The sequence below is a fragment of the Streptomyces sp. A2-16 genome (assembly GCF_018128905.1).
Lineage (GTDB): Bacteria > Actinomycetota > Actinomycetes > Streptomycetales > Streptomycetaceae > Streptomyces.
The window spans coordinates 9,504,457-9,523,507 of record NZ_CP063808.1 but is presented as its reverse complement, the minus strand read 5'-3'; the positions used below and the strand labels follow the sequence as shown (position 1 = coordinate 9,523,507).

13 protein-coding genes, 1 tRNA gene and 1 pseudogene are annotated in these 19,051 nt (G+C 69.1%); 8 read left to right on the top strand and 7 right to left on the bottom strand.

Going from position 1 to position 19,051, the window contains the following annotated elements; all coding sequences use genetic code 11:
• The first annotated feature begins 23 nt into the window (after positions 1-23).
• The 3 genes from IOD14_RS42725 to IOD14_RS42715 all read left to right on the top strand — a co-directional run bounded on the left by IOD14_RS42725 (position 24) and on the right by IOD14_RS42715 (position 2,125).
• A tRNA-Lys gene (locus IOD14_RS42725) sits at positions 24-96 on the top strand.
• Positions 97-533: 437 nt separating this feature from the next.
• Complete coding sequence (locus tag IOD14_RS42720) at positions 534-1,103, top strand: hypothetical protein (protein ID WP_212673056.1); 570 nt, start codon at positions 534-536, stop codon at positions 1,101-1,103.
• Complete coding sequence (locus IOD14_RS42715) at positions 1,100-2,125, top strand: hypothetical protein (protein WP_249126215.1); 1,026 nt, start codon at positions 1,100-1,102, stop codon at positions 2,123-2,125. Before IOD14_RS42720 ends, IOD14_RS42715 begins: the two co-directional genes overlap by 4 nt.
• A 39-nt stretch (positions 2,126-2,164) precedes the next feature.
• Here IOD14_RS42715 and IOD14_RS42710 read toward each other — a convergent pair whose 3' ends face one another.
• Genes IOD14_RS42710 through IOD14_RS42700 form a run of 3 tightly spaced genes read right to left on the bottom strand, consistent with a single transcriptional unit; the run spans position 2,165 to position 5,646 of the window.
• Complete coding sequence (locus IOD14_RS42710; RefSeq protein WP_212673055.1) at positions 2,165-3,394, bottom strand: hypothetical protein; 1,230 nt, start codon at positions 3,392-3,394, stop codon at positions 2,165-2,167.
• 24 nt (positions 3,395-3,418) lie between these two features.
• Positions 3,419-4,957: a site-specific integrase gene (locus tag IOD14_RS42705; RefSeq protein WP_212673054.1), complete on the bottom strand. Its 1,539-nt coding sequence runs from the start codon at positions 4,955-4,957 to the stop codon at positions 3,419-3,421.
• Positions 4,954-5,646, bottom strand: coding sequence for a transcriptional regulator (locus tag IOD14_RS42700; RefSeq protein WP_212673053.1), 693 nt, complete (start codon positions 5,644-5,646; stop codon positions 4,954-4,956). The genes IOD14_RS42705 and IOD14_RS42700 overlap by 4 nt, the downstream gene beginning before the upstream one ends.
• A gap of 94 nt (positions 5,647-5,740) precedes the next feature.
• On the opposite strand from IOD14_RS42700, the gene IOD14_RS42695 reads away from it, so the two are divergent.
• The 5 genes and pseudogenes from IOD14_RS42695 (at position 5,741) to IOD14_RS42675 (ending at position 11,490) form a co-directional block, all read left to right on the top strand.
• The gene (locus IOD14_RS42695; RefSeq protein WP_039650326.1) at positions 5,741-5,971 is read left to right on the top strand and encodes a hypothetical protein; all 231 of its coding nucleotides are present in this window, start codon (positions 5,741-5,743) and stop codon (positions 5,969-5,971) included.
• Between the two features lie 233 nt (positions 5,972-6,204).
• Positions 6,205-7,491 carry a DUF3631 domain-containing protein gene (locus tag IOD14_RS42690; protein ID WP_212673052.1) on the top strand — a complete coding sequence of 429 codons (1,287 nt, stop codon included), beginning with the start codon at positions 6,205-6,207 and terminating at the stop codon, positions 7,489-7,491.
• A gap of 430 nt (positions 7,492-7,921) precedes the next feature.
• On the top strand, positions 7,922-8,854 hold the full coding sequence (locus IOD14_RS42685; protein WP_212673051.1) for a DUF2637 domain-containing protein: 933 nt from the start codon (positions 7,922-7,924) through the stop codon (positions 8,852-8,854).
• A gap of 345 nt (positions 8,855-9,199) precedes the next feature.
• Positions 9,200-9,778, top strand: a complete 579-nt coding sequence (locus tag IOD14_RS42680; RefSeq protein WP_212673050.1) for a MobC family plasmid mobilization relaxosome protein — start codon at positions 9,200-9,202, stop codon at positions 9,776-9,778.
• Positions 9,775-11,490 (top strand): annotated as a pseudogene (locus IOD14_RS42675) (mobilization protein). Before IOD14_RS42680 ends, IOD14_RS42675 begins: the two are co-directional and overlap by 4 nt.
• A 6-nt stretch (positions 11,491-11,496) precedes the next feature.
• On the opposite strand, the gene IOD14_RS42670 reads toward IOD14_RS42675, so the two are convergent.
• The 4 genes from IOD14_RS42670 to IOD14_RS42655 all read right to left on the bottom strand — a co-directional run bounded on the left by IOD14_RS42670 (position 11,497) and on the right by IOD14_RS42655 (position 19,032).
• Positions 11,497-12,630, bottom strand: a complete 1,134-nt coding sequence (locus tag IOD14_RS42670) for a hypothetical protein (protein ID WP_212673049.1) — start codon at positions 12,628-12,630, stop codon at positions 11,497-11,499.
• 88 nt (positions 12,631-12,718) lie between these two features.
• Positions 12,719-14,785, bottom strand: a complete 2,067-nt coding sequence (gene fxlM, locus IOD14_RS42665) for a methyltransferase, FxLD system (protein WP_212673048.1) — start codon at positions 14,783-14,785, stop codon at positions 12,719-12,721.
• A gap of 21 nt (positions 14,786-14,806) precedes the next feature.
• Positions 14,807-16,081, bottom strand: a complete 1,275-nt coding sequence (locus tag IOD14_RS42660; protein ID WP_212673047.1) for a lanthionine synthetase C family protein — start codon at positions 16,079-16,081, stop codon at positions 14,807-14,809.
• The gene (locus IOD14_RS42655; protein ID WP_212673046.1) at positions 16,078-19,032 is read right to left on the bottom strand and encodes a lantibiotic dehydratase; all 2,955 of its coding nucleotides are present in this window, start codon (positions 19,030-19,032) and stop codon (positions 16,078-16,080) included. The genes IOD14_RS42660 and IOD14_RS42655 overlap by 4 nt, the downstream gene beginning before the upstream one ends.
• Positions 19,033-19,051 lie beyond the last annotated feature (19 nt).

The window sequence follows — 19,051 nt, the reverse complement described above, 5'->3', positions numbered from 1 at the left end:
TGCTCGGGGAGGCAACATCGCCTGGGCCCTTAGCTCAATTGGCAGAGCAGTGGACTTTTAATCCATTGGTTGTGGGTTCGAGTCCCACAGGGCCTACGGTTCGCGGGCGGGGGATACCCCATCTGACCTGCGGTGCAGCGCTCGGGTCGGCTTCGGCTGGCTCGGGCGTTGCGGTGTTTTCGGGTCACTGCGTGAGCGATGCGTGAGCGGATGTTCGATCAGGGCCGCACGTTGGGTGATGCTGACAAGATCCCTTGCGGGCGTGTCTGCGAGGCGTCGCAGCGGCGCGGTGCCTCTCGCCCCGCGCTGCGATAGACGATGGACCGGCCGCAGTTGAAGCCAACTAGCTCATCCGTCGTTTTCTCAGCCTGCGAAGTCAGAGCAGTGGCCCACACCTTCCAACTGATCTGCCATGACTGACGGCAGCCACCTCAACATCGAACTTCAGTGCTACTGCGTGCGGGACAGCGGAATCCCACGCCGCTCTAGGCTTGGGCACGCACACAACGCTTAATCACGGAGGGCTCCTGCTGATGGCCAAAGAGATCACCGGTGCTGTGACACGCTGGGACATCTCAGCGGCAGATCTGCCCGATGTGGTGCTGGCTGCCCCCACCGGCAACCGCGTGCTTCTGCTCCCCGACTCAAGCATCGACGGGATGGCCGTCTACCGGGACGATGTGGCCGGCTTGATCAAGACGCTGCGGCACCGTGGCGTGGACATCGACTTCGCATACGCGCGAGAAGACCGCCGCTATCTCAGCGAGTACGGGGCCACCGAGGTGGTGGCCACCATTGGAATCGCTGTCGCCACCACGCTCACCACCGACCTGGTCAAGAGCATCGTTCTGACTGCCTGGCAGCGGGCACGCTCCTCACTGGGGCCCAGCTGCCCTGACGATGAGGTTAACGAGGCGCATGTGACGGTCAAGATCGCTGAGATCGTCCGGACCGAGAATGAAACGGCCATCCGGGGTCTGGAGATCACCAGCCGGCTGGCAGACGTCGAGAGGCTCATCCAAGCGGCCGTTTCCGACCCGGCTCGTACCGAGCTTCCCCCGGAAGACCCGGGCGATGCCGCTCCGGAGGACACGACCGGATGAGATTCGCCGGCCTCGTCATCCGCACCGGGGTACCTCTGCCCCCGGCATCAGGCCCTGTGCGCCTGGCCATGATGCACCAGGACGGCGTGACGGCCCTGCGGGAATCCATGAGCCTGTACGGGCAGTGCTGTCGCAGCATCTCCCTCACCTGGGGTCTGTCCTCGGCCCACCTTCCGTCCTGGACATCCACGACAGAGGAGATCTACCGTCGCGGACTGTGGACGATGAGCGCACAACGGGACTTCCTTATCCGCGTGTGGTCGCAGGCCCGACGCCAACTGCGAGCCAACATCGCAGCACTTACCTCGCCGTCTCCGTGGTCTATCGGTCCACCCACTTCCGACCGGTGGAGCCACCGCCAGTACATGGCGATGGCGCGTTCTCTGCACATACCGCACGACACGCGCCAGCTCGTCGATCCGTGGCGCGATCTGGAAACGGCGGCACGCACCTCGCTGGCCCGTGCCGTTGACGCCTACAACTTTCTCGAAGACAGCGAGCTTTCCGAACTCGCCCACCGACACGCCCACCACGTCGCAGCCCTCGTAGGTGGGCTGTTCGACTGCAACATCGAGTACTCCGACGACACCTACTGGGACGTCTGCCGCCTCACGCTTATGCACAGCAGATGGGGCATGTCCGCCGGCTTCACCGCGACTCGAAACTGCTCTTTGTGCGGGCAGGACATCGATTATTGCCCGCACCTGCTCGATACCCGATACGACGTCACCGTGCGGCATGACGCTGACGGAGCATGCAACGTGTGCGGCTCGCGCAGCTGTTCACACACCGTTGGTGAGACCGTCTCCGCCTTTCCCCGATCCGTCATGTCCGAGGTGCAGCTCCACGAAGTGAGTTGGGTGTCCCGGCCCAGAGACCCCTTGGCCCGCTTTACCAAGATTGAGTTGAGCCAGGAGGTCCTCCGGCACGGCTTGGGAGAAGACCCGACGGGAAGAGACGTCTGTTGCTACCGGTGCCTTCACCCCTGCAGCGGATTTGACCACCTGCCAAACCGAGACTAGTGCCACCCGTCAGCCAAGATCGGGGAGATAGACTCAAAGCTACTGCGCGTGATTGACAGCGGAGGAAGGCGCTTCCAGAAGCTCCTCGATAGCCGCTACAGCGTCAGTAAGCCGACGGTAGACCTGTGTTGAGAGTCCCATGCGCTTCAATCCGCGCTGCAATGGGTCACGCATGTGCTTCTCGCACACGACGAAGTCCGCGTATCCGGCTGCGCAGGACAGGTACAGCATGTCTGTCAAGTCATTGCGGCGCCAAGTCGTGCCCTTGTTGAGGTGCCGACTATGAAGCATCTCCCGGAATAGGCCGGTGGCCGGGGACTCGCCGATCGCTCGCACCCATCCCTTGAAGCCCCACTGCCGGAACAGCTCTGTGGGAACTCCCGCTGCAGCCGCCTCCTCAGCCAACTCCTGCTGAAGATCCGTAACGATGTGGATGTCGACAGCCCTCCGCTTCTGCTGTGAATCCTGATCCAGTTCGTCCAGCCAGTCGCTGAATCGCTGACTCACCGTCGTCCAGCCGGTATCTGGTCCCTCACCGACCCGTTCGGTGTCGAGCATGGTGTCGATGGAAGCAGAGGCAGCGACAAGCGCGTCGGGGTGGAACTCAAACTGACTCAGCAAGGTCGGCGGCAGTCCGGAGCCAGTCCCTCGAATTGGAGAGAAGAGGGCATCCGGATCGAGGGTGAAGATCGGGGCGGAGCGTATGTCCTTGGGGCGGCCCAGTCGATGGCAGAAGGCATCGTGCAGCTCGTTTCGCCGGACCTGGAGGGGGTCACGCATCTGCCAGCCCCGGCTGCACTGCAAGACCGTGAGCCCAAGGGCATAACGCTTTTCCGTACTGAACCGCTTGCCGGTCTCGAAGTAGTGGCTGGAAGAGGCCGGCAGGATGATCCGACGCTGGTCCACCCAATCCCTGAGCTTCCGACCAGCGGCTTGATCTTCCTCGCTACTCTTCTGCGGGTCATGGCAGGCGTTGCTCAAAGTGCTCCATTGATTCTGGTCGAGATACACCACGAGCCGTCCTTCGAGCTGATCAGCGGCGCTTCGGAGCGGCAACTCGAAGAGAATCTGGTCCCCCGCCAGGGTGGTAACGAGGAGCGCTGGTAGCGCTGGGCTGAACTCCAGTTTGGCCACGACGCTCGTGTTCTCGAACAGGGACGGGGCTGGAACCAGCCATGCCCCGTTCCCGTCCAGGCGGGAGACGACCATGCTCGACGATGCACGGTCGACCGTTATGAGAGTGAGGGGAAGATTGCTCTCGTTCTCCACGACAGCATTCTCTCGGTGCTCTCCTCAGGCTGCGCCCTGATTTTTCTCCTCAACCTTCCGCCCGCGGACGCGGGGTACCAGCTTTACTGCGGCCTCGGCGATCTCGCGATCCAGCTCAGGGAGCAGGCTCGTGTACGTGTCAGAGGTCAGCGTGATGGTGGAGTGCCGCAGGGTCTCCTTCACGGCGTGGATGTCGCCGCCGCCTCCGTGCGTGAGCGTGGCGGCGACGTGGCGCAGGTCCCGCAGGGTGATGGGCGGCAGGTCAGTCGTGGCGAGGATGCGGCGGAAGGTCTCGGAGACCGTCCCGGGGTGGAGCCACGAGCCGTCTTCCTTCGTGAAGACCTTGCCAGTGTCCTGCCAGGCTTCGCCCCACTGCGCGCGCTCCTTCTCCTGGCGGGCTTTGTGGTCGCGCAGTTCGGAGATGGTCGTGCTGTCGAGCGCGATCGTGTTGGCGCTGCCGTCCGTCTTGGGTTCCGACTCGTAGGGGTCCCAGCCGTCCACCACGATCTCCTTGGCGGGAGTGATGAGGCCGGCCTCAAGGTCGATCTCGTGCCAGTCCTGGCCGACCGCCTCGCCGCGACGGAGGCCGCGAGTACCCATGAGGTGGAAGATCGCGTACAGGCGGTCGCCCTCGGCTGCGTCCAGGAAGGCGCCGAACTGCTGCGGGGTCCACACCATCACAGGGCCGGGGATCTCGCCCGTCTCGCGCCAGCGCCGGACTCGTTCATCGGTCCAGAGGAGCGGCTTGGGCCGCTTGCCGGACTCCAACTCGACGTGGGACGCCGGGTTGAAGGTGATGAGCTGCTGGGCGATCGCTGAGTTCAGGGCCGCGCGCAGGGTGCGGCGGATCGCCTGGCGGGATGCCGGACCGGTGATCTTCCGGAACGGCTTCATCTCCGCCAGCTGGGCCCGCTCGGCCGCGAGCAGCTTCCGCTCGGCTCCCACGGGGCGGCCGGGCTTGCTCGGCTTGCAGTGGGCGATCTGCTCGCGGCGGGCCTCGTTCTCGGCCGCGATGACCTCGTTGTCGTCGGCTATCCCGTCGAACATCTCCACCAGGTGGCCGACGTTGAGGCGGTCGAGGCGTACGTGGCCGATGCGCGGCTTCAGATGGACGCGGATGTGGGAGGCGTAGCCGTTGAGCGTGGTCTTGCGGCGCTTCTTCGCGGCGAACCACTGGTCGAGCCACTCACCGACGGTGAGGCTGCCACGGAGGGCCAGGCCCGCCCTCAGGCGGCGTCGGGTCTCCTCGATGGCCGGGAGTGGAGCCTTCTCGACCGCGACCTCCTCCAGCATGTCGACGAGGCGCTGAAGGCTGTCGGGGTCGTCCTTCTCCGCCAGGGCGAGCAGGGAGCGGACGTGGTCGAGGTCGGCCTGCGCGTCCTTGAGGGACTCGTAGCCGGCGCGGCTGAAGGAACGGCGGGTGCCGTCTTCGCGGGGCGGGAGTTCCTGGCGTATGGAGTACGAGCCGTGCTTGCGGCTGGAGAGCTTGGGGCACTTCTTGCCGAGCGGCTTGCCGGTGTGGGGGTCGCGGCAGTAGCAGCGGCGGTGGGTGGAACCCTTCAAAGATCGTTCTCCTCGGTGGTGTCCGGGTCGGTTTCGGGTGGGTCGATGTCGGCGAGTTCTGGCGGCAGGGTTGGTGGCGTGCCGCCGTCTTCGCGGATGAAGGCGCGGGCGCTGCGGAGCCGGTACTTGGCTTCCAACGCCCTTTCTGCGTAGTCGGCTTGGGCGAGTACGGCTTCCTCGCGTTCAGCCTGGTTGGGTGCTGTCTCGGCTTTCCAGCGCTCGTGCCTCTCGCCCTTCAGGGCGGCCAGGGCGGCGCGCTGATGGCGGACGTGGGCGCGGAAGGAGCGGAGCATGTCGTCTTCCATGCCGAGCTCCTCCCTGTCGCCGGTGAACCAACGCATGGCATCCCAGGTCGGCTCGGAGTACTGCAGAGGAAGGCGCTGGACTCGGTCGACGTAGCCGACGGGGTAGAGCAGGCAGATGGGGTAGGTCCGCAGGGCTTCGGCGAGGACGAGGACGTCGACCAGGGGCAGGTTGGCGCGGCGGCCGGACTCCATGTTGGCGATCACGTTGCGAGGGATCGGATGGCCGATCTCCTCACAGCGGTCGGCCAGGTCCTGGGCGCTCATGCGCAGCTCCTTCCTCCGTCTGCGGACCTCGGCGGCCACCGTGGCCATCACCTGGTCCACCCACTCCGGGACGTCGTCCTCGTCCCTGTCCCTACCAGCATCCGAACCGCGTTGTGTCATGCAGACACATTAGCTTCCCTACCGTTGATTCCATGGCCTGGAGACGAGCGCGATCGCCGTGTTCGCCGAGGGCTCAGTCATGGATGGAGCGCGTATGCGCGAGAACGAACTCGCCGGCCGAGTGAAGGGCATGAGCCGAGAGGAGCTGCTGGAGCTTCCCGCTGCCGTTGACCTGGAGACAGGTAACCGGGCGTTGGGGCTGGGGCGGAGCAAGGGGTATGAGCTGGCGAAGCGTGGTCAGTACCCGTGCAGGGTGCTGCGGCTGGGTAACGCCTACCGGGTGGTGACCGCAGATCTGTTGGCCCTGCTGGGCCTGGCTGCATGAAAGCGGCGAGCCGTAGCAGACCGTTCTGCGCTGAGCTGACACAGAAATGCTGGACTGTTGCCGGGTGTGGACGTACGGTCCGTGTTCCCTCGCGATGGCCTGGTGCCCGCGAGAAAGGGGTGGGCCCCCGGCGGTGCAACGCCGGAGGCCCGAGCAACCCCGAACGGCCCTGGAAGAACCAACCCGGCGGCAAGGGCGTGCGAGCCCGCCACCGCCAGACGAGGAGCTGCCGAGTGCAACCCGAGAACCCCGAGTCCTATTCCGCCCCCGCCCACGCTGTTTGGCCCGCGGCGGCCATCCCCGGCCGACCCGGCGCCCACCTGCGCGCCACGCAGACTGACCGCGCCGACGAGGCGGAGACGCCGAGCGGCCTGGAGGCGATACCCGACGCGGAACCGACCTGTGGCTCCAAACTGCTGGATGAACTGCGGGCGCAGATCGCCCAGTTCGTGATCCCACCCTCGCCAGAGGCCCTGGACGCGATCACCCTGTGGGTGGTGGCGACGCACCTACAGCCCGCGTGGCAGCACGCCCCGCGCCTGGCGGTGGTGGGTCCGGCGAAGCGGTGCGGCAAGTCGCGTCTTCTCGACGTGTTGACCGAGACGGTCCACGAACCGATGCTCACCATCAACACCACACCGGCGGCCATCTTCCGGTCGATCACCGAGGAGAACCCGCCCACGCTTCTGGTGGACGAGGCGGACACCATCTTCGGCACACCGAAGATGGCCGAGAAGAACGAGGAGATGCGCGGCCTGCTCAACGCCGGCCACCAGCGCAACCGCTACGTCACCCGGGTCGTCGGCAACGACCACACCCCGCACCGCTTCGCGACGTTCGCCATGGCGGCCATCGCGGGGATCGGTGACCTGCCCGACACGGTCATGGACCGGGCGGTGGTGATCCGTATGCGGCGCCGGGCTGAGGGCGAGAAGGTCAAGCCCTTCCGCTCGCGCCGTGACATCCCGGCCCTGCACGATCTGCGCGACCGCATCGCCGCGTGGGCCAGGCCACTGCTGGACGAGGCGGCGAACCTGGAGCCGGAGATGCCGGTCGAGGACCGTGCCGCGGACACCTGGGAACCCCTGGTCATCGTCGCCGACCTGGCCGGCGGGCACTGGCCCCGCCTGGCGCGAGTGGCGTGTGCGCGGATGGTCGCCGCCGAAGCGGCAACCGAGGAGGACCACCCCAGCGGGGCGCGGATCCTCGCCGACATCGGCCGGGTCTTCTACGCCCAGCGCGAGGTTGACAGCCTGTCCACCGAGGAACTTCTCCACCACCTGCGCCAGGACCCCGAGGCCCCGTGGGCCGAGTGGGGACGCGGCGGGCTGACTCCCCGCGAGCTGAGCAGGATGCTCCGCGAGTTCGAGATCAAGCCCGGCAACGTGCGCATGGCCGACCGGACCCAGCGCAAGGGCTACATGCGCAACAAGTTCCTCGACGCCTGGCGCCGGTACTGCCCCGCCGTCCACCCCGTCGACACCGACCCCGGCTCCGGCTCCGGCTTCAGCGAGGGCTGAGCCCCGCGTCCCTGGTTGCCGTCCTTGCCGTCCCTGGCGTGATCTCGCAGGTCACACGGCATGCGGTCAAGACGGCAACCGGGGCCAAGACGGAAACGCGATCATCAATCGCGCCCTGCAGCCAAGACCCCGCCCGCATCCGTCTTGCGCCGTCCACCGCCGTCCTGCCGTATCGCCGCAGGTCACAGCCCTAACCACCGGGACGGAAGACGCAATGCCCCCGTCTCGACCCGGGGTACGGCCATACCGACACCGGGCCGCCAGGACGTCCCGCGCTTGTTCCGACTCGGAACAGTACGCCGGCAGCACCCGCCAGTACGGAGAGCTGAGGCGGTTGCCGTACCCGCTGTGACCTGCGCCTGCAACGGCCAAGACGCCAAAGACGCACCACACCACTACCCCAGGAGTATCCCGCTTGAGGATCCCGCTCATGTCCCGTCGCCGAGACCGCGACCGCCCGCCGCTGGACGACCAGCCCGGTCACGAGCCACCAACGAAGACGAAGCTCACTGCGGAGCAGTACGTGCTCCGCACGGCCGGCATCGTCATCGTGGCCCTGACCGCCGGTGCGTTCTGGCTCTCCTACGCGCACCTGGCCGAGGTCGCCGCCCAGCACGGGCTCCGCGACTCGCCGACCCGTCGCTGGGCGTGGCCCGCAACGCTGGACGCGTTCATCGTCGCAGGCGAGCTGCTCATGCTCCGTGCGGGCCTGCGCCGAGTCACCGACCCATGGGCCATCGGCGTCACCGCCATCGGATCGGTCGGCTCCATCGGGCTCAACGTGGCCGGGGTGACCGGCACGCGCGAAGTCGGCAGCGTGCCGTTGCTCGACTACGTGGTCGCTGCGGTGCCTCCGGCTGCCGCGATGGTGGCCTTCGGCGTGCTGATGCGGCAGATCCACGAACTCGTCGCACAGCCCGTTGTCGACCCTTCGGCCCCCGATTCCGTGCAGGTACCGGAACCACCGGCCACCACATCCGTCGGCCCTACCGAGGCGTCGGCCACCGCAGTCGGCCAGTGGGCCGAGGCTCCGGTCGAGCGTGTTCGGCCTGCCGACCTGCTGGTTGAGACCGGCCAGATCACTGAGCTGCCGGCTGCCGTTTCCGTACAGTCGCCGCAATCGCCTTCCGAGGCTGTGGAGGGCAAGCCGCGCGGCGGCCGACCGCCAGGCGCCCCGCTTGAGGTACTCGTGGAGATCGGCCGGGCTGCTGCCGCTGAGCAGGGAAAGCTCACCCGCGCCGTCGTCCGAACGGCAGTTGAGGGCAAAGGGCTGACGATCGGCAGCCAGCGGCTGACCGAGGTGATGGACATCCTCCGGGCCGAACCCGAAGCCCCAGCCGACACCGATCGGGCCGACGGCTGACCGAAACCGCCGCCGGGTGACCGGAACCCTTCCGGTCACCCGGCCCGCCGGTCACGCCCCGCGCAACGCGCGAGCGTCCACACCTGCGGGCGAGGCAACAGCAGCCCGAACTCCATCTGATCTCCGCGGTGCCCCGCACCCCCTCCCCACCCCTTCTCCGGAGAACCGTCCATGACGCACGACCCACTCCACCCCGACAACGCCCCCGACGAGCCATCGCCGTTGGCAAAGTCGCCTACGCTGACGGACCGTTGGCGCCGCGCATTTGGACGACCTGCCCCGGGCGGAGCCAGTAGTACCCCGAGTCCGACTCATGGCCGGGCTTCGGGGGGCTCCGCCCCGGGGGTGGCGGAGGAGGCCCAGCGCCAGGGGGCGCCAGGCCAGGACGTCGGGGCCGAGGGCGGCCCCGACGAGGACACGCTCCACACCGTCCAGCGCGAGACCCTGCGCTCCGTGCGCGCCACCGACGCCGCCGAGAGCGTCGGCGGTGAGCCTGTCGTGAAGAGCGTCCAGCCGACGATCCGCCGGTTCACCGGAGACAAACGCAAGGAGCGTGTCGGCCCCCTGCGCTTCACGACCGATCAGCTCGCCCTCCTCCAGGAGGCCACTGCCGAGCACGGCTACAAGGGCGCGGGCGGCTTCGCCGCCGACGTCGTCGTCGCTTTCGTCACCGGCCGGTTCACCGCGAACCTGCCGCTGTCCGAGGACCGCCGCCGCACCCACCACTTCCGCGCTCAGGTGCTGCGTCAGCTCAACCGGATCGGCGTGAACGTCAACCAGATCGCTCGCGCCCTCAACAGCGACTACACACCCCTCGACATCCGCCAGCATCTGACCGAACTTCAACAACTCCTGGAGCTGATCGCCGAGGCCCTGCGCCAGCCCGCCGAACCGGCTGAGCCGGAAGGGGAGCTGTCTGCGTGATCGCCGCCATCAAACCCGCCGGGTCCAACACCCGCGGCCTGCTCGCCTACCTCTATGGCCCCGGCCGCCAGGACGAGCACCTCGACCCGCACATCGTCGCGGGATTCGCGATGCTCGGCATGCCCGACCCCGGTCGCGACGAGAACGCCACCCTCACCGAACTCGCCCGCTACCTCGATGAGCCCGTGCGGCTGCGCAACAGCGAGTTCGGCCAGAAGGTCACTGACCACGTGTGGCACTGCCCCGTGCGCGCAGCGCCCGAGGACCGCTACCTCTCCGACCCCGAGTGGGGCGACATCGCGCAACGCATCGTCCAGTCCGCCGGCATCGCCCCCGCCGGCGATGACCTGGCTTGCCGCTGGGTCGCCGTACGCCACGCGGATGACCACATCCACATCCTCGCCACCACCGTCCGCGAAGACGGCCGCCGTCCCAAACTCCACGACAGCGGCCTGCGCGTCGGTGACGCTTGCCGCGAGATCGAGCGGGACTACGGGCTGCGCCAACTCAAGAAGGGTGACCGCACCGGCGCCCGCCGCCCCACCCAGGCCGAGATGCACAAGGCCGACCGCCTCGGCTGGGATCAGCCCAGCCGCGAGTGGCTCCAGGACCGCATCCGCGCCGCCATCCCTCACGTGACAGGCGCCGAGGAATTCATCGCCTATCTCGAAGCCAGCGGCGTCGAGGTTTAGGTCCGGCGCGGCCCGTCAGGCGACCTCCTCGGCTACGCCGCCGGCCGACCCGGCGACCTCAACAAGAACGGCGAGCAGGTCTTCCACCCCGGAGGCAAGATCGCTCCCGACCTCTCCCTGCCCAAGATCAAGGCCCGCCTCGAATCCAGCTGGCCCGAAGAACACCCCACCGCCCGCCGCAACCACCCCAGCACCCCCTGGCATCAAGCCACCGAGGCCCTCGACACCCTCCACACCGGCTCCGCCGACGACACCCACGCCCAGGCCCACATCACCGCCCTCGGCGAACTGATCGAAGCCACCGCCCAGAAGGCACCCGCCCACCTGCGCGCCGAACTCCAAGCCGCCGCCAAGACGTTCGCCCGCGCCCAGCGCTCCCAGATCCGGGCCGAGGACCGAGCCGCCCACGCGCTGCGCAGCGCGGCCCGCGACATCGTTCACACCGCCACAGGCCCCGACGGCAGCGCACTCGCCGCCCTGGTCGCGGCCCTCGTCTGGGCCACCATCATCGCTGGGTGCTGGCACGAAGCGAAGCACCACGCCCACCAGGCCGACGCCGCCCGCCAGGCCGTCCAGCACCTCCAGACAGCCGCCGACCGCGCCCTCGCCCCGACGCTCGCCGAACTCACAGCCCGACCACCCAGGGAGCAAGCCCGCCGCGTTCTCGCCAGCGACGTACGAGCAGCCGTCCCCGAGCACGCCGAGCGCATCCTCACCGACCCGGCCTGGGCCGCGCTCGCCACCGCCCTCGCCGACGCCGAAGCCCGAGGGCACCAACCCCACCAGCTCCTCAAGGAAGCCGCCGCTCAGCGCGAACTGGACACTGCACGACAGCCCGCCCGTGTCCTGATCACCCGCATCCAGCACACCGCCCGGAACCCAGCACCCAACCGCCGAGCCGAAGCCGCCCGCCGACGCTCGACCATCACAGCCTCGGTCCGCGTCCAGCAGACCGGAAACGGTCAGCTTCCATCAGCGACCACGACGCCTACAGAACAACAGCACCGACGGCGCCGATAGACACCGTCACAACCTCAGCGGTTGCGTCCCTCCGGGATCGGAGGAACGTGCGAGGCTTCCCCTGATCACGCGGTCGCTGGCGCGCAGAGCCGCCGCCAGTTCTCCTCGCAGCTCGTCCGGGAGGCTCCCTGAGCCGAGGGCGCAGGCGCGCACCAGCGCGCGACAGTCCTGCACTTGCCGGTCCGTGGCGATCTCGGTGAACAGAGGGTGAGCCAAGTTCTCGCGGGCCGCGTAGCCGTCCTCGGCGTCCGTCGTCGTGCGGTGGAGGTCCTCGACGATGCGGTGCGCGGCGAGCGCCTCGGCGGAACCGATCGCGTCGAGGACGGTAAGTCCGAGGCGGGTGTCGAAGACGGTCATCCCCGGTTCGGTCTTCCGTCCGGAGTAGGTCGTGAGCAGTTCGGCCAGGTGGCTGTCGATCGGCTGCCCGGCGTCGCGGCGGCACAGGACGGTCAGGCATGCCGTGACGGCTTGCTCCCACGGGTCGCCGGGCATCGTGTCGGCGAGGAGACCAGCTGCCCTTGCCGTGTCGTTCGCAACGAGGGCGGTGAGTACGGCGACCTGCCGACCGTCGAGCATCCGCTGTCCGATGCCATGGTGGGCTTCGGTGTGCGCCAGGGCCTCGGCCCATCGCCCCTCGGTGGTGAGGGTGCGCGTGCCGTCGGCGAGGAGGACGCGCCACAGCCACGCGCGAACCTCCTGACGGTCTTCGGCGGTCGCAGTGAGGTCCGCAGGTACCTTGACGTCCTCGAACCGGGCGGCTGTGCCCGCCTCGACGGCCTTGTACAGGTTGAGTAGTCGCTGGCGGCCCTCATCGGCGTGGCCGGCGCGGATCTGGAGGCGAGCGAGATTGACGACCGGTTCCAGTCCTCGGATCGCGCTCATGCCGGGCAGGGGGCAGGAATGAAGGTAGGCGGCGGCGTGCTGGTGGCACATCTCGCGGGCGAGATCGGGGAGGTCGAGGTCGGAGGCGATGAGCGCGGCCTGGTTGTAGACGGCCGATGCGAGCCCCTGATCGGTCTCTTTGACTGCGGTGTCGGCCAGGTCGACGAGTGCGCGCACGCGTTCAGGCAGGGGCAGGCAGGCGGGGCGGAATCGGGCGATGAGCGGGAAACGCTGGGCTATGGGGCCGTGTGGGTCCATGGATTCCCCGGGTCGAGAGTGAGGACTGCTGAGGCGACGGTGCCCGCCGGTCGTGTGCCGACGGGCACCGTCCGCTACACGAGCGGTGTTATCGCCAGTCGACGACGATGCGGTTCAGCGGCGTGTCGAGGGCGAAGAGACCCGGGCGCCGCTCGATCTCGGGGGCGTCGAGGGGCTGGATCTCGAACGTGGCCTCACGGCCTCGGTACTCCCTGTCCCAGGTGCGGATAGTGTCGGCGACCTCCGCGGCCAGCTCGTCGCTGCCGGGGCCGTGGCCAATGACGCCGAACTCCCAGAGCTTGTCGCCCTCGGAGGTCGTCTCCTTGGACACGCGCCGGGCGAGGTAGGTGACGGCACCCTTGTCGACGACCGCAGTTGACGAGGGGTAAGGATCCTCCGTCAGCAGGGTGCCCTTGGCGCTCCGGGGGAACAGCATCCGGATCAGGCCGGAAGGGAGGGAGCAGGTGAGGAACAGTTCCATCCACTCCGGCGACTCCATGGCGCGGACCGTCATGCCGGTCCACTCCTCGGTGCGCGGCTGGTCAAGTACGCCTGCGAGGGCATCGGCGTCGATGCTGAGCCCGGCGGGGGCCTGGAGTCGTACGGTGCCGTCCGTACTGAGTGGGATCACTCGGCGGTCGTCGTCGGCGATGCCCCGCCGAAGCGGCATGAAGGTGTTCATCTCGCTGCCGAGGGACACCCACCGGCCGTCACGCTGCTCGTAGGCGATGGAGCGGGACACCGTGCCCTTGAGGCGCTGGGGGACTAGGAGCCGACCGCCGGGGGCGAGTTGTTGCAGCCACGCGTGCGGTACGCCGTGCGCGCCGACGGTGGCGATGATCCGGTCGTACGGCGCTGCCTCGGCGTAGCCGAGTGCCCCGTCGCGGGTCACGGCCTCGACGTTGGTGATCCCGGCGGCGGCGAGGTGCGTGCGGGCACCCTCCACGAGGTCGTCGTCGACGTCGAGGGTGGTCACGTGTCCGTTCTCGCCGACCAGGTGGGCGAGCAGACCGGCGTTGTAACCGGTGCCGGCGCCGAGTTCGAGAATGCGCTCGCCGGGCTGGGCGTCGAGCTGGTCCAGCATGAGGGCGACGACGCCCGGCTGGGAGGCGCAGGAGATGGACGTGCCGTCGGTGTCGTACTTGATGTGCACCGGTGCGTTGGCGTAGGCGTCTTCGAGGGACGCGTCGGGCACGAACACGTGGCGGGGCACGGTCCGCAACGCGGTTTCGACGGCGGACGTGCGGGCGTGTCCGTCCGCGCGGAGCCGGTCGACCAAGGCGTTGCGGAGACGCTCGGCGTCCGCCGTGGTGGTGGTGATCGTGTCGGTGTTCACCGCGCTGACGCTATCGATGTCGGCCGTTGCCTCGGTGGGCGACTCGGTGTGGTCACTCGTTCCCATGACTACCTCTCGTGCGATGTGGGACAGGGCGCTCTGGTCGTCCCGGAGGAGACCGGCGCGGTTGGCGTGGAAGATCACGTGGTGGGTGATGACGGCTCGCAGGCCGCGGGTGAGGGCGCCGCGGCCTGAGAGGTCGGCGAGTGTGGCGCCGGCCCGTTGGAAGGCGGTCACCCATTCCTCGTGAGGGTGGAGTGGGCCACCCGGGCGGCAGAGGCTGTGGGCATCGGCGGTCATGAGCTTCCGAATGGGCGGAGCCAGTTCGGCTGCTCGTTCGGGTGGTGGTGGATTGTCGGCCGGGCGAAGGACCGCGACCTTCGCCCATACGTCGCCCTGTTCGAACCAGTCGAGTCCAGCGCCGCGCATCATGACGCTCGCCAGCAGGACGGCGGTCTCCCGGCGTCCCAAGTGCTGCGAGCTCGGCTGGTAGGTGAGCAGGTGGCGGGAGTCGCTGTGGAAGAGTTCGTGGGCTGCGTCCATGGCCTCCGGGCCGCCGAATGCGTCAGTCTCGGGCTCGTAGACGCAGGGCAGGCACGACACGGCCACGCCGTCGCCGATGAGATCGCTCAGGAGCGACTCGATGGCTGGTGAGGGCTTGTCCGCGCGGTAACGCAGCGGCCAGGGCTGCTTGTTCATGAACCACCAGTCGGTGAGCTGCCCATCGGCCTCTGCCTCGATCAGGGTGGGGCCGAGGCGTTCGGCGATCTCGCGGTGGACGAAGGTGATGTTGTGCTGCTGCCAGCGGTCGGGAGGCATTGAGGTCCTTCGGTCGGTGGATCAGGCGATGAGGAGGCATGCATCCCAGGGGGACCGGGGTGGTGCGGCGGTGCTGGGCGCGAGGAGGGCCAGGGCTATGCCGGCGGCGCCGTCGAGTAGGCCGGGGCCGCTTTCCTCCTCCTGGATGAGCGCCGTGGCCATGAGTTCGGGGTCGATGCCCGGTGGGATGACCGCAGTCAGGAGGGCCGGGATCGCGGCGCGGAGTTTCTCCGCGGTCGAGGGGTGGGCGTCGTCTGCCGTACGTGCGGCGATGTGGGCGAGGCCGGCGAACCCGTGGCAGAGGCCGTTGTCCGTCGTGGCCTTCAGCTGCTCGGGGTCGGTGAGGGCGGCCACGAGCGCGTTCTCCGCGTCGATCTGGCGGCCGGTATCGCCGAGGGCCAGTGCGGCAAATTGCTGGGCGCGGGCGAGGCCGGCGGTGCCGTAGCACCAGGAGGGCCGCCGGGGCGCGGACGGGGAGAGACGCCCGCTTCGCAGCTCGCCGTGAGTGACCCAGTACGGCCAGGCCGGTCCACCGTCGGCCTCCTCCTTCCAGCGGTCCAGCCAGGTCAGGATGGAGTGCAGTGCTGCGTGGTGCCCGTCGGTGACGGAGCCGTTCCGAGCGGCGATGGCCAGGAGCGCGAGGACGCCGCCGATGCCGTGGGCCATGCCGGTGTTGGCGTGTCCGCCCGGGAATCGGTCGTCCGGGCTGCCCGAGGGACCGGTCTCCGTCCACCAGCCCGGAAGGGTCTCGCCGTGGTGGGTGATCGGTTCGGTGAGGCGTACGCAGTAGTCGAGAACGGCGCGCGTCGTGGAGCTGCCGGGGTTTCGGCGCAGTAGGTAGGCGCCGTATCCGGTGAGGCCCCGGATGGCGTCGAACTCGGCGAGATGCGGCAGGCGTCCGGCGTCGATGCGGCGGTGTGCGGCGTCGAGACGGCGTCCGGCGTCGACTGCGATCTGTCCGTCCGACGCGTCGAGGGCGCGCTGGTAGGAGCCGGGAAGGTGGTCGGCCGCGCAGGTCAGGGCGTGGGCGAGCGCGGGCACTCCGTAGAAGGGGTGGCTGTCCGGGCCGCTGGTGAGCGGCTGCCGGGAGGCGGCGGCGAGCCAGTCGTGGGCGCGGTGCCACGGACCGAGGCCGTTCGCGGCCTGCTCGATGTGCAGGAGCGCGATGCCCGGTGGCCCGTAAGCAAGATGCTGGCGGTCCGAGCACAGCGTCCTGGAGCCGTGAGGCATGGTCTCGGGGTCGGTGAGCCGGGCGGCGATGGCGTCGACCAGGCCGAGCGTGGGGTGCGCGTTCACGAGGCCCTCCCCTTGGTGCGGGCGGTCCAGGCCAGGGCGGCGGCGCGCGCCAGGTAGAGGCACACCTCTTCCTCCGGGAAGTTCACGGCGACGTGGCGCACGAAGTGGACGTGCAGCAGGGATGTCAGGACGTCGTCGACGGCGATGCCCTGGGTGTCCGGGCCGGGCAGGTGCGGCCGGTACGTGGCGAGTGCCGCTTCCCGGTCGACCCATCCGGACACGATGGCGTCTCCGCCAGGGACACTGCGCAAGACCGACCAGTCGTCGCTCGGGTCGGCGAGCCGTACTGCTTCGGTGAACTGCGGGCGCGGAACGGGCACGGGTGCGGTTGGCGAGACATGGTCGATCAGCCACCGCATCCCGGCCTCGGTGGTGCCGAGAAACGCGGAAGCGATGGCGATCGTGTGGGCCGCCACCAGCGTGCGCTGACTGGGGCGCTGTGGCTGTGCGAGCTGGGCCAGGACGGCGCGCGAGTCCGCCCGGAAGACCTCCTCGGCCGCCTCCCATGCGATGGCGGAGCCCCAGCGGCCCATCTCCCGGTACGAGGTGGGATAGCGCAGGTCGGCCAGCAGGCCGATGCCTCGTAGCTCGTCGGCCCAGGCGCTCACCGTTCGGGCCGTGTCGGCGAAGGCTTCCGGGTCGGGGAGGGCGATGCGTACGCGGAGGTGTTGGTCCGGGTCTCGGAAGCGGATGAACCACCACGGCGGGTTGCCGAGCTGTTCGAGGAGGCCGGGCAAATGCCGGGAGAGCAAGACGTCTTGGCGGCGGGGGTCGCCGTACAGGGCCGCCAGAAGAACTGAGGAAGCGGCAGGCGTCTGCATCTGGGGCGAAGACAGGGCACGGGCCCGGCTGGGGTCGGGCAGTGGCGGCCAGGTCGGCGGTCGGGTGGCCTTGAGCGGAACTACGACCTCGTGAGCTCGCCCGCCGCACCAGCCGTACGCTTCCGGTTCCGGGTCCTCGACCAGCACGGCCAGACGCGTGCGGTCGAGGTGCTGACGCAGGAGCGTCCGGTGGCCGGCCTCGTCGAGGTCGAGGAAGAGACGTCGGTCGTCCTCAACGAGATGGACATGGCGCGGCAGCCTCCGCCGGGCACGCCAGTCGGCGAGCGCAGCATCCCACTCGTCCCGAGGGCGGACGTGGCCGGGCAGTTCGGGCGCTTCCAGCCGCCAGCGTGCCGGGGCCAGCACGATGCGGCCGTACCGCAGACGTGGAAGGAACGGCATGGCCGCTGCGGCGCCCCAGTCGAAGACGGTGACCTGCGCGCACTGGGCGCGGGACAGTTCGGTGAGGAACCGCACCAGTGGCGGGGTGTGGGTGCGGAGGTTCAGGGCATGCATCCCGATGGCCTCGATGCGGTGGCCTCGCTCGGGGACGGCGAGGTAGATGCGGCGGCCGTCGCATCCCACGGCCAAGTCCTCCGGGGTGAGGACGGTGCCCTGCGGGGCGCGGTGCTCCTGAAGGCTGATCACGTTGGGTAGAACCTGTGGGGAGCGAGTGACATGGGCACTCGCGGGGAGCAGGGGCGGGAAAGAGAGCTGCGCGGGCATGGTGTTGCCGTCTGCGGCCGGGAGGTCGGCAAGCTCGGCGGCCAGGGCCTTCCGCTCGGCGGGGGCCAGCACGCTGAGGAACCGGCCCGCGGAGACGCCGGCGCCTCGGGACACGCTCATGACCTCCAGCCGGAACCGCCCGCGCTGCAACTCCTCCAGGCTGACTGCATGCACCCGCACCCCGATCTCCAAGTGCGGCGGCAGCCGAGGCTCGTCGGGCCCCACGTCCAGGGCCTCAATCTGTTCGTCCGTGAGGATCGCTTCGTCACGGCCGTCGAGCGCCGCGGCCTGAGCCAGCCGAACGAGGGCATCGTCCCGAGCGGAGACGCGGGGCCTGCGTGCGCCGGCCGGAGCGCCTGGGTAGCTGTCGGGATAGCCGGTGCCGCTGTCCGCCACGACCTCCGCGAGCGGCACCATCGTGCCGATGCCGTACCGCTCGTAGAACCGCTGGTGGTACTCGTTCCAGGCAGCGGTCCCGTACGGGCGGCTGCTCAAGCGGGTCAGGATGAGAGCGGCGCGCTCGATCTCGCGTGCGACCGCTTCCGGCAGAACGATCTGCGCGTCCAAGCGGAGGTCGAGCGCGACGGGGTGGCGGCGCAGGCCGGGGACGAGGTCTCGCATCTGCGCCGCCACGGTGTCCCGGCCGCCGTGCGTGGCGTAATCCTCCAGGCCCGCCCGAGCCGCGTGGAGTTCGCGTACGGTCTCCGCGACCGGGGCGAGGCTTCGGGCGTCGATCGCGTCGAGTTGGCCCAGTAAATACCCGAGGGCGTCGGTCTCGGTGCTTGGTGCGTGCAAGCTCGTGATCAGTACCCGTCGCCGGATCAGCTCCGTCAGCAGTTGACGTGCCTTCTCGGGACCGGCCTCGGGGAACTCCGCTCGGAGCTTGTCCACGAGAGTGCCGAACCGGATCGGCGCCCGGGTCGCGGCAAGGACCGCGCGCACCGGTCCGCTCAGGGCTAGGGACGCCTCGACCGCGCGAGTCCGGTCGTCCTGGACGTCGGGCTGGAACGGCACGATGAGCCGGTCTCCCCGGGACGTCACGGTGTTGTTGATGACGACGGGCAGCCGTTCGAGGAGGTCCAGGCAGGACTCCAACCGTTCGACCAGGGCCGCCAGCCACTCTGCCCCCGCGCGGCCCACGGCCACGTGCTCCTCGCCCCAGTCTGCTTGCGCCTGCGGGCCGAACTCCGCGGTGGCCACGCCGGCGAACAGGCCGAAGGGTGTCGCGCGGTGCTGGGCCCGCAGCAGGTAGCGGGCCACGGACAGCGCCGCACGCTGCACATCCCGGAGGGCGGGATGCTCGGCCGCACACAGGGCCCCTACTTGCGCGGCCAGGACCGGGCTGGAGTGCTGGAGTGCCTCGGCGACGTCCTTGTCCGCCCAGACCGCGCGTAGCCACGCCACACGGGCAGACGAACCATTG

Excerpts from the sequence above, each read along its gene's own strand:
- IOD14_RS42715 (WP_249126215.1), top strand. The coding sequence starts at position 1,100 with ATGAGATTCGCCGGCCTCGTCATCCGCACCGGGGTACCTCTGCCCCCG.
- IOD14_RS42700 (WP_212673053.1), bottom strand. The coding sequence starts at position 5,646 with ATGACACAACGCGGTTCGGATGCTGGTAGGGACAGGGACGAGGACGAC.
- fxlM (WP_212673048.1), bottom strand. The coding sequence starts at position 14,785 with ATGCCTCCCGACCGCTGGCAGCAGCACAACATCACCTTCGTCCACCGC.
- IOD14_RS42720 (WP_212673056.1), top strand. The coding sequence starts at position 534 with ATGGCCAAAGAGATCACCGGTGCTGTGACACGCTGGGACATCTCAGCG.
- IOD14_RS42670 (WP_212673049.1), bottom strand. The coding sequence starts at position 12,630 with ATGGACCCACACGGCCCCATAGCCCAGCGTTTCCCGCTCATCGCCCGA.
- IOD14_RS42695 (WP_039650326.1), top strand. The coding sequence starts at position 5,741 with ATGCGCGAGAACGAACTCGCCGGCCGAGTGAAGGGCATGAGCCGAGAG.
- IOD14_RS42685 (WP_212673051.1), top strand. The coding sequence starts at position 7,922 with ATGTCCCGTCGCCGAGACCGCGACCGCCCGCCGCTGGACGACCAGCCC.